This is a genomic window from Micromonospora sp. WMMD737, from assembly GCF_049179055.1.
GTDB lineage: Bacteria > Actinomycetota > Actinomycetes > Mycobacteriales > Micromonosporaceae > Micromonospora > Micromonospora reichwaldensis.
Genome location: NZ_JBMHMH010000001.1, coordinates 52,743 through 68,037, shown reverse-complemented (window position 1 = coordinate 68,037; position 15,295 = coordinate 52,743). Strand labels below are relative to the sequence as shown.

The following is a 15,295-nucleotide window of genomic DNA, read 5'->3' as shown; positions in this document are numbered from 1 at the left end:
TCATCGGCTGGCCCCCGCACGCACGGGGTGTTCCCCGGCGTCGGAACCGCCGACACGGTGTACAGCGCTGGTCCCCGCACGCGCGGGGGTGTTTCCGTTCGAATGTTGCGCCCAGGGAACGTCAGTTAGTGGGATTGATTCGCATCTACCAGTTGGTCGCTGCTCAACGAACCACAACTGGGCACAGCGCCGGTAGCCGGTGAGCTGGAACGCCTATTTAGAGTAGTCGCGATCCTCGTCCGGTCCGACGGCGGTGAGGGCGACCGTCAGGATTACGAGAAGCACGTCAGGTAATTGCCAGGGCCACGAGGGCCACGACGCCGGCCACCAAGGTGCGGATGGACCAAGTGATCCAGGTGAACTTGCGGTATGCCACCATGTTCGCTGCCCAGATCTGTCCGACGATCGCCCGATCAAAAGCGTCTTCGTCGGCCGCCGCCTCCACCCAGGCGCTGACGAAGGCTTCCCGGTCATCGCCGTACCGACGGGCGACGTGGTCGTAGAAGTGCAGTGACCACGCGGATGCCACCTGCCGCCGTGGTGCCAGGGTATAGAGCGCCAGTAACGCGCTGAGCACGATGCAGATGCTGGCGGCTAACAGGACGCCTTTGGCCCAGGAGCCGTGAGCCGACGGCAGTTGCCCGGCGAGGACGCCAGCGGCGGCGAGGACGGCGGCCGCCTTCACATCGGCGAAGCGGATCATCTCGTTCGCCTGTTGCAGGTAGGCTCGTTCGGCTTCCCTCATGAGGCTTCCAGGCTTTCGGCCAGGTCAGGGCGGTCGTACGAGGAGAAGATCTTGCCCAACTGTCCGAGCAGATATCGGCGTTCGCCGTCCTCGAGTCGTCCGAAGAAGTCGTCGATCAGTTTGGCGATCACCAGAAAGCGTGACTCCTCGGCGTCTCCGAACTTTCTTGCGATTCCCTCGAAGTCGATGTTCAGCATTGTGTTCAGTTGGTCTGGGTGGTGGTAGAGCCAGTAGCTGCGGGCAACATCGGGACGGGAGTAGACGCTTTCTCGTAGGTATCGGATCCGTTCCAGCTCGGTCTGCTGCTTTAGGTGTTCGAGGGTGGTCTGACGTCCGATATCCAGGATTGCCTCCGCAGCGGCACGGGCTTGCCGGCTGACCGCCAGATGGACGCGGGCGCCGTAGGCGATCCTGGCGTTGATGTCGTTCTCGGCGTTGCCGGCCTGGGTGACGCAGTATCGGGCGCTCTCCTGGTCGGCCCATTCTGTGAGCTTCTGCCGCGTCGTCCATAGGGCGGCCTGATCGTCTCCATGCCACCGCAGCTGGAAGGTCGCGTCGAACGCGACGTGCGGATGGCAGCTGCGCAGTTCCGCGGAAAAGGTGACCGGCTGTGCGGGTTCCTGGTGTCTCCTCCAGAGGCCCGACAGGCGGCTACGCCAGCTTTCGATCATGAAGCGTCCAGTGGGTTTGCTTGGTGGAATCGCTCGTTGAGTCGGTCACGCAGAGCCCGGGCATCCGGTGCCTGGGCGTCGTGGGCGGTCGGCTGCCAGTCGTACAGCAGGTCGGACATGCGGGCGAAACGGCTGCTAGCACCCTGACCTGCCCCGCCGGCGCGGATCATCAAGTCGGTGATCAGGTCCTCGTACATGGGTTCGACTGCCGCCGCGTCCAGCCAGCGAAAGAGCGTCTCGCGGAATTCGCCCTGTGGACCTCTGCCTGTGAACAGGAGCGTGAAGGCGTCTACCAGTCCGGTCTGCAGTTCCGGGTGGCCAGCCAGCTCGGTGAGGAGAAACCCGGCCTGGTCCGGGGTGTTGGAGATCGCCGCCAGGGCGCGCAGCCCTGCGTCATGCCGCTGGTCCTGTCCGGCCGCCCACGCGATGACCCGCTGTAGTGTCGCCTGCCGGTGCAGCGGTCGTTCCCAGAGCGATCGCACGGCCTCCACGACTTCCTGGGTGACGGCGTCGAGTCCCCGCCCGGCGAGGTTGTTCAGGCGGGTCATCACCGCCTGCGGATACGCGTCTGCCAGCGCGCCGCCGCAGACTCGGGCCACCGCGCAGAGCAGCGTCAGGCTTCCTGACTGGACGGCCCATTGGTTGAGCCGACCGCGCATCGCCGCACCGGCCTCGGGACTCATCGCAACCGCCGTCATCAGATCGACGACCAGCGGACGCAGGGTCTGGTAACCCCACCATCGTTCGACCAGAATGCGCACTTCGGGTGCATCGGCTCCGGGAAGGGCTAGGGTCACGGCGAGCATGGCCGAGGCCACCTGACCAGCAATGCGGGCGTTGGGGGAACCTCCGCGGCGCATCGGTAGGTCAGACGCCCAGCTCCAGAGGCGGTTACGGAAGCCCTTGGACTGATCACCGTGGACGTAGCGCAGGATCGCGACATCATAGGACGGCAGGGTGAAGAAGATGCGGTGCTCGTCGTCAATCCTGGCTTTGACGTTCTTGGCAAGTTGGCGAATCCCTGGGGCGCCCATGCCGCCACGTACGTCTGCCGGTTCCTCCAGCTTTTCGGCTAGCTTCTCCATTGCGTGCAGAACGTTGGTTGCCTGTCCTCCCTGTAGGAAGGCCAAGGCAATGAGGAAGAGCCGAGTCCGGGGGTCGGCGTACTTTTCAAACCAGGCGACCAGTTCTTCGTCCCAGTTCTGGTATGCCTGGACCGATTTGCGGGCGATCTCGGCCAGGGGTTCCTGCGGGTCACCCGCTGCGGCCCTGATCCGGCGAGACAGCCTCGCGATCTGGGCCGGGTTGGCGCCGTCCAACATCGCTGGCAGTGGCGGCGTCTGGAGCAGCAGATCCACGTCCAGCCAGGCAGGTCCATCGCCCAGGAGGCGGCTCAGCAGCTCCTCGCGTGCGGGAGCGCTGACCGTGAGGACGGTGAAACCGGGAACGTCCTCGGGCCTTTCGAGGCTCTTCCGATCGACCAGGACAACGAGGTACGAGTCGCGCTTCTCCACGGCTTCTCGATAGGCGATTAGCGTCTCCCGCAACCGTCCGTTCCGGTTGCCGGGTGGCACCGTGAGCAGATAGGCGGACCGGCCGTACGATGTCCACGGCACCTTGTCAACCGGCAGGAGTCGCTGCTCGTCGTCGTCGATCGGGATCTCCCGCCGAGGCGAGGAAACGCCGCCGAGAAGCCCCACTGCGGCGGTCCTCCGGCCAGTGCCGGGATCGGCCACCAGCAGGACGTAATGCTGCTCCCGCAGGACCTCGGCCGCTGCCTCCCTGGACAGCCCGCCCGGGCTGTAGACACGATTCACGAAGGTCGCGATCGTCTCGTCCACGAAGGCGTCGGAGAGCTCGTGGGCGGCCTGGTAGTGCCCGAGCCAGTTGTGGACGTTCTGCACCATGTCCCGGCCGACCCGCGAGGCGACCTGGCCGCTGCTCTCCTCGACGTATAGTGCGTCGTCGATGTCGTCGGCATACGACTCGTCGGTGTCCGGGGCGACGGCCTCGATCGGGGTGGTGGTCATCGGTCACCGCCGCGGTGCTGCGTCATGGTCTCAACCGTGGTGGCGACCTGGCCGTTGTTCCGCTTCACCCGCGGTCCAGCGATTTGAGGCCGTACGGGTTTCCCGGCCCTCGGCAGTGGCGGCGACGCGGCTGGCAACACGCCGAGCAGGTTTCCCGAGACCTCCGGGAGGTAGAGCCATGCCTGCCGGCTGAACGCCTTACCATCGACCGTCGCTGTGACCGGGAGGCAGCGGTCGGGCTGCATGCCGGCGTACCCGGCGGCGATGACGTCTTCGAAGACGCGGTCGGAGAAGATGCAGGCTACAAATGTCACGCGCGGGCTGGCCGCAGCGAGCACGGCCTTCACCGGTGCGGAGTCAAGCAGGCGGTGAGTGTCGTTGCGTGCATCCCCGTTGCCGGTCCAATGGAGGTTTTCCGGGTCGGCAGGCAGCGGCCCGACGTGCAGACTGACCCGCAGTTGAAGGTGCGCCCGCGTCTGGCGGTTGTGCTCGGCGAGGCGCTCCTGAAGCAGACGTGGGAACGGTTCCACCAAGTAGGGCAGGACGCGTGTCGGGAGCCCGACGGCGAAGCCGTCGCCGGTCGGGCCGAGAAACGCTGGGCGTTCCCACTCGGCCGCCAGCCCGGCGTCGGCTAGGGCGTCGCCCACAAGGTCGAGCAGGTTCTTGCTGATTGCCTCGTGGGTGCTTCCTGGTTCGGCGGTGAAGCCCTTGGCGTCCACCGCCAGAATCGCCCGGTACGGTGGCAGATCGGTCGAGCGTGCGAACGGGATGTGTTCCACGGGAGTCCTTTCTCGACGAGGATGGGACCCCCTCAGCGTCAGCCCGTGACAGGCGATTCTCTGCCCAGTTCTGGGCGAAACCCGTGTGACCGGTCGCTCAATGCCGCCAGGTCCAAGATGGTGACCTCGCGCCGCCCAGTGACGAGGATGCCGGCCTCACGCAGGGCGGTCAGCTCGGCGACGACCGCGTTACGCGAGGCGCCGACAAGTTCGGCGAGTTCGGCCTGGGAAAGCCGGATCGCCGGCCCCCCGTCGGCGTGCCGGCTCTCTCGGTCGAGCTGGATCAGCGCCCGGACCAGCCGCTCCCGCACAGGCAGCACGGCCAACGCCGCACGCTGCGCGTCCGAGGCGCGCAACCGGCTCACCGTGTAGGTGGCGAAGCCCACGGCGAACGCAGGCCGGGTCAGGAAGCGCCGGAACTGCGGTCCGGTCAGCAGCCGGGTGACCGTGGTGGTGAGGGCGGTCACGGTGGCCGAGCGGGGCTGCAAGTCGACCGCAGCCAGATCCCCGACGACGTCGCCAGCAGCCCGCAGCGTCAGAATCGCGCAACTGCCGTCGCTTTCCGACCGCACAATCTTGACGCAACCAGCCAGAACCACATGCACGTGCTGGGTGGTGTCGCCCTGACGCAGAAGCACGTCGCGGGGCTCGAAGCGTACGGGGATTCCGGTGTCCTGCACCCGGAGCCACTCGTCCTGCGGAAGATGAGCGACGAGTCCGGATCCAAGATGGCCACGCATGTACAGAAAGGTATCGCCGACGGGCACAGAGGGTGGGGCAGCAGTCACTCTGGCCTTGCTTCCACGCGGGGTGGCGATCCCTCATCAAGGGCTGACGTGACCTTCACCGCCCATTAGGGCTACCAGGGGTGCCCAGGGCAGCGTGCGAAAGCCCAGCTGGCGATGCGCCAACTCTCCGAGCATCTGACCGAGGCGGCACACGGCGTCGTTGAGATCCAGCCCCGCAGGCCACAACCCGCACGGCGCACCGGGCGGACGGTTGCGTCCGTGGAAGTGGTGTACAACTTGCCCGTGATCGGCGTGTTGCGTAGATAGGAGACGGCCCGCCACCCCGAGTGGCCGCAGGCAGGTCGCTGTCCCACCGGATGCGGATGGAGGGCCGCGAGGACGAGTTCCGGGAACTCTCCGACGCGTTCGATTCGATGCTCGAACAGCTCGAATCGCACCTCGCCGAGCAGCAGAGGTTCGCCGCGACGCCTCCCACGAACTGCGCACCCGCTCGCGATCTCGCGGATGCTCCTCGACGTCGCCCGCCGCGACCCCACCCAGCAGCGCGGCGAACTCATCGAACGTCTGCACACCGTCAACCAGGGGGCGGTCGACCTCACCGAGCCCTTCCAGCGCGGTACCGAACGCGTCCGCACCGACGAACACGCTGGCGTCGGACTCGGCCCGGCCATCGTGGGCAGCATCGTCCGCGACCACGACGGGACCCTCGACCTCGTCCCCGGCCCCGACGGCGGTCTCGTCGTCACGGTCCGGCTTCCCGGCACGACACCGTAAGACCCTCGCCGAACGGACCCACGGGCCACCGAGCAGATCCGCGAGCCGGCCATCACAGCGCGAAGAACAGATCTTGAGTACGGGTACGGATGGCAGACCCGGCCGCTTACCACCAGACTGCTGGTCATGCGCGTACGGATAACGATCGTCCTCGCCGCGGTCGGGCTGAGCGGGCTGTTGGCCAGCGGCTGCTCCTACCGGGAGAACATCTGCGGCAATGGTGAGTACCCGGTTATCGCGGTCGGCGGCCAGGGCGGCAGCGCCTGCATCCCGAACGACGAGGAGCCGACCGCCCCGTACACCCGCTATCCGGAGGGCAAGGTCCCGAAGCACGTCGACGACGAATGGGACGTCTACTGGCGCACCCACGGCATCGACGCAAACGGCGTCATTGTCGAGACCTCGTAGCTGGTGCGGCCGAGTGGTCGCCTAGTACTCCAGCCGCAGTTGTCTAATCTGAAGTTTGGCAGCTCATCGACATGATCGATGCCCGAGTTGTGTCAGCTATGTAGCTGCGGATGTCGATGCTATTCGGCGGACGGGCTGCATGGTCGCACCGTCCGTCTGTTGTGGTTGGTCGGAATGAGGCCCTGCTCGCATTGGCCCATCTGCGTAACGGGGACACCATCGCCCGTCTGGCCTGCGGCTTCGCGGTCAGCGTCATCACAGCCTGGCGGTACGTCCGAGAAGCCGTCGACCTGCTCGCCGCGCACGCCGAGGACCTGATCGCGGCCCTACGGCGCATCGCCCGTCTCGCGTACGCGATCCTGGATGGCACCCTGATTCCGATCGATCGGGTCGCGGACCAGAGGCCGTACTACTCCGGAAAGCACAAACGCCACGGAGTCAACGTGCAGATCGTCGCGGACTGCAAAGGACGCCTCATCTGGGCCTCACCCGCCCTGCCCGACGCCGTACACGATCTGACCGCCGCTCGCACGCACGGCCTGATCGACGCTCTGAGCAGCGCCAACGTGATGACCTTCGCCGACAAGGCGTACCAAGGCGCTGGCGGCAGCACCCGCAGGCCGTTTAAGCGCCGCCGTCACCGGCCGCGACTGTCCCGCCGGCAGAAGACCGTCAACCGGCACCACGCCAAGATCCGCGCCGTCGGCGAGCGTGCCGTCGCCACCCTCAAAAGCTGGAAGATCCTGGCCAAGCTCCGCTGCTGCCCCCGACGTGCCACCGCGATCGTCCAGGCCATCCTCGTTCTACATCACGTCCAGACCAGCCGAAACCCACGATGAAAAGCGCTCATTGTCTACCGCACTTCGGGCATCAGCCAGAAAATCGCGGGACAGCCGGTCATGGCCGGCGCCCCCTTGGCGACCCGCTCGCCCATCACTCCCGCCTCGTGGTGACGAGCGGCCTTTTCTGCCATAACATAGGCCTTCTTTGAAGGATCAACGCCTTTCTTGGGAAGGCCAAACCCCTCGCCAAGCAAACAATTCCACGCAGCCCTTCACTCTAGCCCGGGTGCCGTCACCAAAGCGCAGGTGGATTGCCTGACAATTTCCTTGAAATAACCGCTAACAACTGATTTAGCATCACCCTAAACGACTGATCATCAAGGTTATGGCCGAACCGCCAATCGATACTCGACCTCTCATCGAGCAGAACCAGAACGGCCCGTTCAGCGATTTCAACAAGCTCTACAGTTGGAGAGGGGATGGGATTTGATGGACCACAGATGTCTGACCTGAAGTCTTCACCACCTTCCAACTCGCGGGCCACTAGCGCGGCCGCAGCAACGGCATGAACGCCATCACGGAATTCGAAGCGGCCCCCCTTTAAGACAATCAACTCAAGCGCCGATTTGATGCAGACGAAACGGTCTTCCTCACTGAGGTCATCAAGATCGAAGGAGAAGTTCGCCGCGTCGTCATCATCGAATATGCACTCACCCCAGTTACCCACTACAAACACCTACGGCCGATCGGAAGAATGCTGCGAACATAGTGCTCAACTATCCCCACCTGGCAAATGAAATAGCGGCCTTTGAATGAATCGCCGGCGGGAATTATAGACATTCCTGGTATTCGGCTCCATTGGGCTACTAAGCTTAAATCCATATTCCAACAACTGATCCTTGATGATGTACTCCATGACCTTAAGGTCGTCCGGACTGCCACATACATGGATGCAAATGGCATCCTTGCGACTGGCCAGCCGCCCCAAGCCTACATGATTACGGAAGCGGTTTGTAAAGCTCGTGGTCTGCCCCACATACACATGACCCGGCTTACTCAGGTCATCGAAAATGTAAACACCTTGATTCTTGTTGCAGTTGTGCACCAGGACCGGGGTACTGCCAGCCAGCACGTAGTACGTATGGATCGCGGCGACGGTGAGGTCGTTCATAGTTGCGACGCCGAGGTAGTTGTTGACCTTGGCCACGGAGACGGTCTTGCCGAAGGCGGTCTGAAGGAGTTCGGTGGGCTCAAGTTCTCCGGCTTCGACCCATCTGCTGCGGCTTACACTCCAGACTGGATGGTTCTGGGTTGTGTGGACAGTGATGAACTCGCCATCATCGGTCCGGATGCTTAGGTCGGTCAACTCCGTGTCTCGATTGACGTGCACAACTTGAACAGCCTCGGGGCTGGTGGTACCCGTTTCAGGATCGTGAGCGAGCACCTTGTCGCCCTTGGTGACATCACTGATGGGTTTGGAGGTGCCGTCGGCCATGAGGACGGGGGTCGCAGGGGCGAAGCTGTGTTTGCAGTCGCTATCCTCTTCGGGTTTGTTGACCGGCTTCGCCTTCGGCCTTTTGCTGGGCGTGGGCGTGGGCTTGGGTTTGGGTTTGGGCCCACCCCCTCGGCCGCCGCTCGACTTCGGCGGCTTCGGCGGATTGGGCTTAGAAGGGGGTGCTGGCTTGGGCCTCCTGTTCTTGTTTGGGTTCCTACGGATTTCGTCTTTGATCTGCCGCATTTCGTCGCGGTCAGTGAGGCGCTTCGGTCCGCTGCTGCGCCTTTGTGCTCGACGTTCGTCAAGATCGTCGTTTCGCTTCTTTCTGGGCGTGCTGATCTTCTTGATTGTCCCCTTGTTGGATCCGCTTGACGACGACCTTCCAGGACTCTTTCCCTTAATGCGGGCAGCGCCACCACTACCGGCTCTGAATGTTCCACCGGGTCCCGTGCTATATCCCGTTGGTCCTCCTCCCCGCTCGATCATTAGACCGTCGGGGTCGGTGTAGGTGATTGGGCTGTTGTTTGCGTAGGCGTAGCCGTGCAGGGTTTGTGGGTCGTTGTAGTCGATGAGGGGGTCGACGGAGGTGAAGCGGCCGGTGGTGGGGTCGTATTGGCGGGCGCCGAGGTGGGTGTAGCCGGTGGGGTCGTTGGTGCCGCCGACGAGGCCTTTGTTGTCGGGCCAGGTGGCTGGTGGTGCGCCGCGGTCTTCGCCGAAAGGGGTGAGGCGTCTGCGGGTGGTGGTGAGGGTGGTGGCGTTGATGGCGAGTTGGTTGGTGCCGTGGTGGTTGGCGGCCATCCAGGTGAGGCCGTCGGTGGTGGTGCGTACGGCGTTGGGGTAGTAGCGGGTGGCGGTGACTTGGCCGGTGGCGTGGCTGAGGTGGTATTCGGTGTCGCCGAGGTAGAGGGTCTTTTCAGTGCCGGGGTTGTCGGCGATGAGGCGGTTGCCGGTGGTGTCGTAGATGTAGGTGTGGGTGGTGGTGCCGTTGGCGAGTGCGGTGAGATTGCCTTCGGCGTCGAAGGTGAGGGTTTGGTTGGGCTTGCCGGTGCTGGTGCGGGTGCTTAGGTAGCCGCCGTTGTCGTAGGTGTAAGTGCTGCTGGGTCCGCCGCCTCGGGTGGTGGTGCCGGTGAGGGTGTGGGGGCGGGTGCTTCCAGCGGTGGGGTAGGTGTAGTCGCGGGTGGTGTCGCCGGTGGCGGTGCGGCGGGTGTCGGTGAGTCGGTTGCCGGTCTTGTCGTAGGTGTAGGAGTGCCAGTAGGCGTCGGCGCCGCCGACGATGGACTGTGTGGGTGTGGTTTGGCAGGTGGCGGCGCTGGTGGTCCAGGCTTCGGTGAGTCGTTGGAGGTAGTCGTAGCCGAAGCACTGGTTGGCCACGGTGGTGGTGCCGTTGGTTTCGGTGATGCTGGTGACGTTGCCGGCGGGGTCGTGGGTGTATTGCTCGGTGAGTTTCTCGACCCACGTGTCCGGGGTGGTCTGGTTCTCGGTGTGGACTTCCGACTTGGTGAGTCGGCCGGTGGCATCGTCAAGGGTGGTCGTGAGGCGGGCGCGGGTGGTGCCGGAGCCCAGGGTTTGTTGCTTGATGGCGCCGTGCCAGTAGTACTGGGCGCTGGCGAGGTAGGTGTCCAGGCCGGTGACGCCGGCGAGATAGCCCTGGTCGGTGAAGTTGTACGTCACCGTTTCGGCGGGCAGTCCGCCCTTGGCGGGCAGGTCGGTGGTGGCGGGGGTGCCGTTGGGGTGGTAGCCGAACCCGGCGCTGTAGGTGCCGCCGAGGAGTCCCTGGCTGGCGGGGATGGTGTTGGTGTTGCCGGTCGGCTGGTAGAGGTCGGTGTATCCGGTGACCTGCTGGACGTAGGCGCCGCTGGTGTGGTGGCGGGTCGCGGAGGTGGGGTAGCCCTTGGCGAGGGTGTCGTAGACCCAGGAGGCGCGCAGCGCACCGCTCGCGTTGTCGTCGCGCAGTGCGGTGGGTCGGCCGAGTGAGTCGTAGGCGTGGTGTAGGACTTCACCGCGGCCGTCGGTGGTGGTGGTCAGCTGGTCGTTGTTGTCGTAGCCGAAGGTGCTCGTGCCGGCGTCCGGGTCGGTGCTCTGGATTTGGCGGTTGAGGCGATCGTAGGTGTGCGTCCAGGTGTTGCCGGCGGAGTCTGTGACGGAGGTGAGCCGGTCGAGGCGGTCGTAGGCGTAGGTGGTCTCGTCGTAGTCGCCGGCTGGACTGGTGCCCTTGTACTGGCGTTGGGCGATGGTGCGGCCGGAGGCGTCCTCGATGGTGGTGGTGGGGATACCGCCGGTGGGTGGGTCGACGTTGACGCGGTCACCGTCGTACGTGATGGCGGTGTGCCACTTCTCGACGTTGAGTGACCACAGGGCGTCGTGGGTGAGGTCTTCGGTGCCGTCGTAGGTGTAGCGGCGCTGCGTGGGCACGGTGGCGTCGGTGAAGGTCACCAGGGCGCTGGTGGGGGCGCTGGCGCTGTTGTAGAACGCTGATTCCTTGACGACGAGGCCACGGGAGTCGTAGCGGATATCCGAGATGACTCGTTTGCCGTCGGGGGCGGTGGCCTGTGTCTGCCGAAGCCGCAGGTGCCCGTCGTAGATCTCGAAGCTACTGATCTGGTTGCCGTTGGGGCCCAGCTGCTTGCTGTGCAGGTAGTTGGCGGCCGCGCGGCTGTCGGTGCCGTAGACGTACTCCTCGTTGGCAGTGCCGCTGGTGGGGCGGCCGGGCAGCCAGAGCTTCAACTGCCGTCCGAGGGGGTCGTAGCTGGCGGTGGTGGTTTTGCCGTTGGCATCAACGACGGTGGTTGGTGCGCCTCTCAGGTTGAGATTCGCGGTGGTGGTGTGTGACTTTGGGTTGGTCTCTGTGACCTGGGTTACCGGACCGCCCGCTGCGGGTGTGTAGGCGATGGTGGTGGTCTGGTCCAGGCCGTCGGCGGAGGTCAGGACGCGGCCGAGGGCGTCGTAAGTGGCGGTCGACCGCTTCAGGTATGTGGGGGTCGTGCCGGTGAAACCCGACAGCGCTTCCGTACGGGTGGGCAGGCCCCGGCTACCGATGGTGCCGAGCGGATTGGTGTCGTAGTAGGTGCGGCTGCCGGACAGGGTGTCGTTGGGGCCCGGCGTGGCGGCGCAGGTCGTCGTCGTTGTCTGTGACGGAAAGTCGATGAGCCAGGCCGTCGTGTTGCGGGCGTACTCGTAGGTGGTGCAAGTGTCGTCGGTGGCGACGTTGATGTCGCCGTGGTCGGCGACGCCAGTGATGGTGCCGTAGGTGGTCTCGTAGGTGTTGACCGTCCTGGTCGTCCGCCACGTCGACGACGCGGCCAGCCAGGTCATGGACCTGGTGGTGCCGGCGTCGGTGTAGAAGGCGTAGGCGCTGGATGGCTGCGCGACAGCGGCGGCGGACTGGCGGTGCGCGGTTTGATGCTGCCACGGTGCGGTGATCGACTTGCTGCGGGCCGCACCGGCGGCGCCGTCGTATTCGATCTCCTCGTGCAGGATGCCGGCGAGGTGCGAGTGGTCCTCGGTCGCCTCACCCAACGAGTTCGTGATCTTCGCGTCTCGGATGCCCTCGCCGTTGTCGGTGCGGTCGCCGTCCATCCCGCGGAAGTACAGAGACTTGGTCCGGGATTGAGGCGTACCGGTAGCACCGGCGGTGACGGTCACGGTGGACCAGCCACGAAAGTCCGACCAGGTCCGCTTGTCCAGCGGGCTGGCCCAGGTGGCGGCGCCGTCGCTGTGATGCCACAGCACCGTGGTGGAGGATCCGTCGGTCGAGTAACTGTAGGTTTCCTCGAGGTCCGGGTTGCCGCCGACGAGGTCCTTGTCGACGACCTTCGTGACGCGGTACTTGTTCCACCAGGACCAGCCGGGGGCCGGTGCGAGCGGCGGGTAGTAGTACTGGGGGAAGCAGCGCTTGGAGTTGACGTCGGGGTCTGCCTGCGAGGTGACGGTGCAGTCGGACCCTTCGTAGGTCACGACGGTTTCGCCACCGTGCTCGTCACTGACGCGGGTGATGCGGTAGCGGTTGACCATCGGCACGCCGGCGGACAGGTTGTAGTCGGTGCGGTTGGCGTAGCGGGTACCACCGAAGTCGATCATCGGTAGGGCCTTGCTGCCACCGTCCTTACCGGTCTTGACGATGTTCGCCAACCACAGTGCCGGGCTGACTGACGCCTCTCCCGTGGCGGGGAACTGGTGGGTCAGGGTCCACTCGTCGATCGGAGCGTGGGTGGATCCGTTCCACACCTGGGTGGTGACCTTCGCCAGCCGCTTCGTCGTCCAGAACGACGGGCTGAGGTTGCTGGCGCACGACGTGGCGGTGGTTGCGCAGTTGAGGTCCCATGGCGTGTCTGGCCAGTTCGCCACCGTGGGCGTCGTCCCGGACCAGCAGGACGTCAGGCACCGATCACCTGGCGAGAACACCACTTGCATACCCGGGGTGCCGGTGGTTTCCTGGCCGACGCGGGTGCCGTACTCGATGCGCTCCAACCTGCCGCCGCGCTCGTAGACCGCGGTGGTGTTGGCGTTGTTCGCCAACCCTGTGCGGGCCTGCTCCCGGCTGTACCAGTAGGACATCGAGTTTTGGTGCGGATCCACGACGTGGTCGAGGTTCCACCGCCACCCCTGCGAACAGTAGGAAGATGCGAAGCCGCCATTGCGCCAGCAGGGCTCAGCCGCGCTGTTGCCGAACACCGGGGCGGTCCACACCGATGCGGTCTCTCGCTGGTTCGCGGTCCACCCCGGCAGGCGGGTGCGGCCGAAGTAGTACTGCACCCCGTCGGTGGTGGTCAGCCGCCAGTGCTCGCCGTTGTCGTCGCCGTTCTTGAGACGGACCGGATCGGTGATGTTGACCGACACGCCGGTCTTCCACCCTCCGGTGCCATTGCCCGTGAACAGGTAGACGTCCTTACTGCTGGCCTGGCGCCACATCACGTCGGACTTAGCGTCGCCGTCGTGGTCACCACCGGAGAAGACGATGTCGGCGCTGCCCGGGCCGGAAGCAATCTGCGTACCAATGCCCGAGATCCACCCGCCGGTGCCGTTGCCGGTAAACAACATCAAGTTCTTGGTCGTGCCGTCACGGGTGATCACGTCGACCTTGTTGTCACCGTTGAAGTCACCCGGCGAAAGCATCAGGTCCTGGCTGTTGAAGCCCGTGCCGATCTGCTCGCTTTGAGCGGTCACCCAGCCGCCGGTGCCGTTGCCGCGCATCATGAACAGCACCCCGTCAGAGGCCCGGCGCCACAGCACATCGACCTTGCCGTCACCGCTGAAGTCACCGCGACCGAACATCACATTCGCGGTGCTGAACGAGCCGATCTGCTCGCTGGTGCCTGAGAGAAAGCCTCCAGCGCCGTTACCACGTAGCAGCCACAACGTGCCATCCGACGCCTTGCGCCACAGCACATCCGGATTCCCGTCGCCCGTAAAGTCGCCCGGAGAGAAGACGATGTTCGCGGCGTCGAACGAGCCGACCTTCGTCGCCGCGCCATCGTTCAGCCAACCGCCGGCTCCGTCACCACGCACTAGGTAGAGATCCGCGTCGGCAGCCCGACGCAGAAGCACATCCGTCTTGCCGTCGCCGTCGAAGTCGCCGGGTGAAAACATGTCGGTGGCGGCGTTCCAGTCCGCGCCATCCTGCAACAGCTCGACACGACTGCCATCGTCGTCGGCCAACCGCCACGAACCGCTGGCCGTGTCGCGCACCAACTCCGTGGAGCGGCCCTGCCACACCAGCGTCGCGTTGTCCTGCCTCCAGCACAGATCCCCGGTCGCGTTGGTGTAGGTCGGGGCCGGCAGCTGGTCGTCCTTGCACGAGCGGTACGACCGCTCGACATAGCCCGGCTCGAAGCCCCAGCCCTCCCCCAGCCACGACGTCTGCCCATTCTCACCGTTCGTGCGGCCGTCCACCGCCCCGGACGAGTAGCTGAACTCCACCTCCGGCTCCACGCCAGCCGGAGCCGCCGGAACGTCCACCTCATACGAATAGCTGAAGTCGCCGGACGGCTTGCCTGCCTGCCATCCCGACGATCCGGCCAACGAAGTCTTGGCAAACGACCCAGTCTCGCCATCCGTGCCGGCCACCAACGCCACCACCGCATCAGCAGCGATCTCACTATCGGCCGAGTTCAGGGAGTTGAAGTCGCTGCCAGTACTGGCAGCGAGATCCACGCCCGCTGACAGCACACCGGAGGTGGCGTCGTTCGTCGACGGAAGCACTTCCTCAACACCGCAACCCGCAGCCGTGCCCGCCCGCTCACCGGAGCAAGGCGTCAACCGCGCCAACCGCAGCCGCGAAGCCCAATCCGCCCCGTACGCATCCCGAAAACCTGAGTAGTCCACCTCAAGACGCACACGCGCACGACTCTCGCCGTCGTCCACCCGGTCCAACCGCAACAACACCGGCACACCCGCCGCCGTCGACTCCGCCCGATCAGCCACCTGCACCCGCATCTGCGCAGGCGCCGGCAACGGCACAGCCGCATCCGCCGTAAACCGAAGCGGAAGATCCCCCACCAACTCACGCTCGCCCCCGCCAGGATCGGGCGAAGCAGGCTCAACATCCAACACCGCAGACGCGGGCCCCGGCAAAGAAGCAGGCTCCGTCTCCCACTGCTGCCCGTCAGACGCAGACACTCCACGCTCCCGCGCAGCCAGCCTCTGCACCGGCACCGAACGATCCTTCACCGCCCCCGGCGAAGACGGGCGCGCCACCGCAGGCACAGGCGGCAACAGCGTCACCGCCAGCAACGACGCCACCGCCAGAGACCCCCAGCGAACCGCCTTCTCCAGACGGACAAACAGAGACGACGCACCAACGCCATCAACCACTCGGGGCCTCCCCAGCCACACAACACGTGATCGCGAAGGCTAGGGAGATCAA

The 15,295-nt window shown here is 65.2% G+C and carries 9 protein-coding genes and 1 pseudogene; 3 read left to right on the top strand and 7 right to left on the bottom strand.

The window, feature by feature from the left end:
* Window positions 1–286: 286 nt before the first annotated feature.
* From ACN27A_RS00330 to ACN27A_RS00310, 5 genes are read right to left on the bottom strand one after another with little or no spacing between them, the layout of a single operon-like run.
* Window positions 287–745: a Pycsar system effector family protein gene (locus ACN27A_RS00330; protein ID WP_421448797.1), complete on the bottom strand. Its 459-nt coding sequence runs from the start codon at window positions 743–745 to the stop codon at window positions 287–289.
* Window positions 742–1,416: a hypothetical protein gene (locus ACN27A_RS00325; protein WP_311411330.1), complete on the bottom strand. Its 675-nt coding sequence runs from the start codon at window positions 1,414–1,416 to the stop codon at window positions 742–744. Before ACN27A_RS00325 ends, ACN27A_RS00330 begins: the two co-directional genes overlap by 4 nt.
* Window positions 1,413–3,446: a hypothetical protein gene (locus ACN27A_RS00320; RefSeq protein WP_421448796.1), complete on the bottom strand. Its 2,034-nt coding sequence runs from the start codon at window positions 3,444–3,446 to the stop codon at window positions 1,413–1,415. The genes ACN27A_RS00325 and ACN27A_RS00320 overlap by 4 nt, the downstream gene beginning before the upstream one ends.
* On the bottom strand, window positions 3,443–4,225 hold the full coding sequence (locus ACN27A_RS00315; protein ID WP_421448794.1) for a hypothetical protein: 783 nt from the start codon (window positions 4,223–4,225) through the stop codon (window positions 3,443–3,445). The genes ACN27A_RS00320 and ACN27A_RS00315 overlap by 4 nt, the downstream gene beginning before the upstream one ends.
* 38 nt (window positions 4,226–4,263) lie before the next feature.
* Window positions 4,264–4,965 (bottom strand): Crp/Fnr family transcriptional regulator, encoded by a 702-nt coding sequence (locus tag ACN27A_RS00310; protein WP_311411333.1) that lies wholly within the window; start codon window positions 4,963–4,965, stop codon window positions 4,264–4,266.
* 513 nt (window positions 4,966–5,478) lie between these two features.
* Between ACN27A_RS00310 and ACN27A_RS00305 the strand changes: the two genes are divergently transcribed.
* The 3 genes and pseudogenes from ACN27A_RS00305 to ACN27A_RS00295 form a co-directional block, all read left to right on the top strand.
* Window positions 5,479–5,748, top strand: a complete 270-nt coding sequence (locus ACN27A_RS00305) for an ATP-binding protein (protein ID WP_421448792.1) — start codon at window positions 5,479–5,481, stop codon at window positions 5,746–5,748.
* Between the two features lie 126 nt (window positions 5,749–5,874).
* The gene (locus ACN27A_RS00300; RefSeq protein WP_421448790.1) at window positions 5,875–6,156 is read left to right on the top strand and encodes an SCO0607 family lipoprotein; all 282 of its coding nucleotides are present in this window, start codon (window positions 5,875–5,877) and stop codon (window positions 6,154–6,156) included.
* A 176-nt stretch (window positions 6,157–6,332) separates the two neighbouring features.
* A pseudogene (locus ACN27A_RS00295) lies at window positions 6,333–6,995 on the top strand (transposase family protein); the annotation flags it as partial.
* A 235-nt stretch (window positions 6,996–7,230) separates the two neighbouring features.
* Here ACN27A_RS00295 and ACN27A_RS00290 read toward each other — a convergent pair.
* A complete protein-coding gene (locus tag ACN27A_RS00290; protein ID WP_421448789.1) occupies window positions 7,231–7,665 on the bottom strand; it encodes a DUF4259 domain-containing protein in 435 nt (144 codons plus the stop codon).
* A gap of 45 nt (window positions 7,666–7,710) precedes the next feature.
* A complete protein-coding gene (locus tag ACN27A_RS00285; protein ID WP_421448788.1) occupies window positions 7,711–15,243 on the bottom strand; it encodes an FG-GAP-like repeat-containing protein in 7,533 nt (2,510 codons plus the stop codon).
* Between the last annotated feature and the right edge of the window lie 52 nt (window positions 15,244–15,295).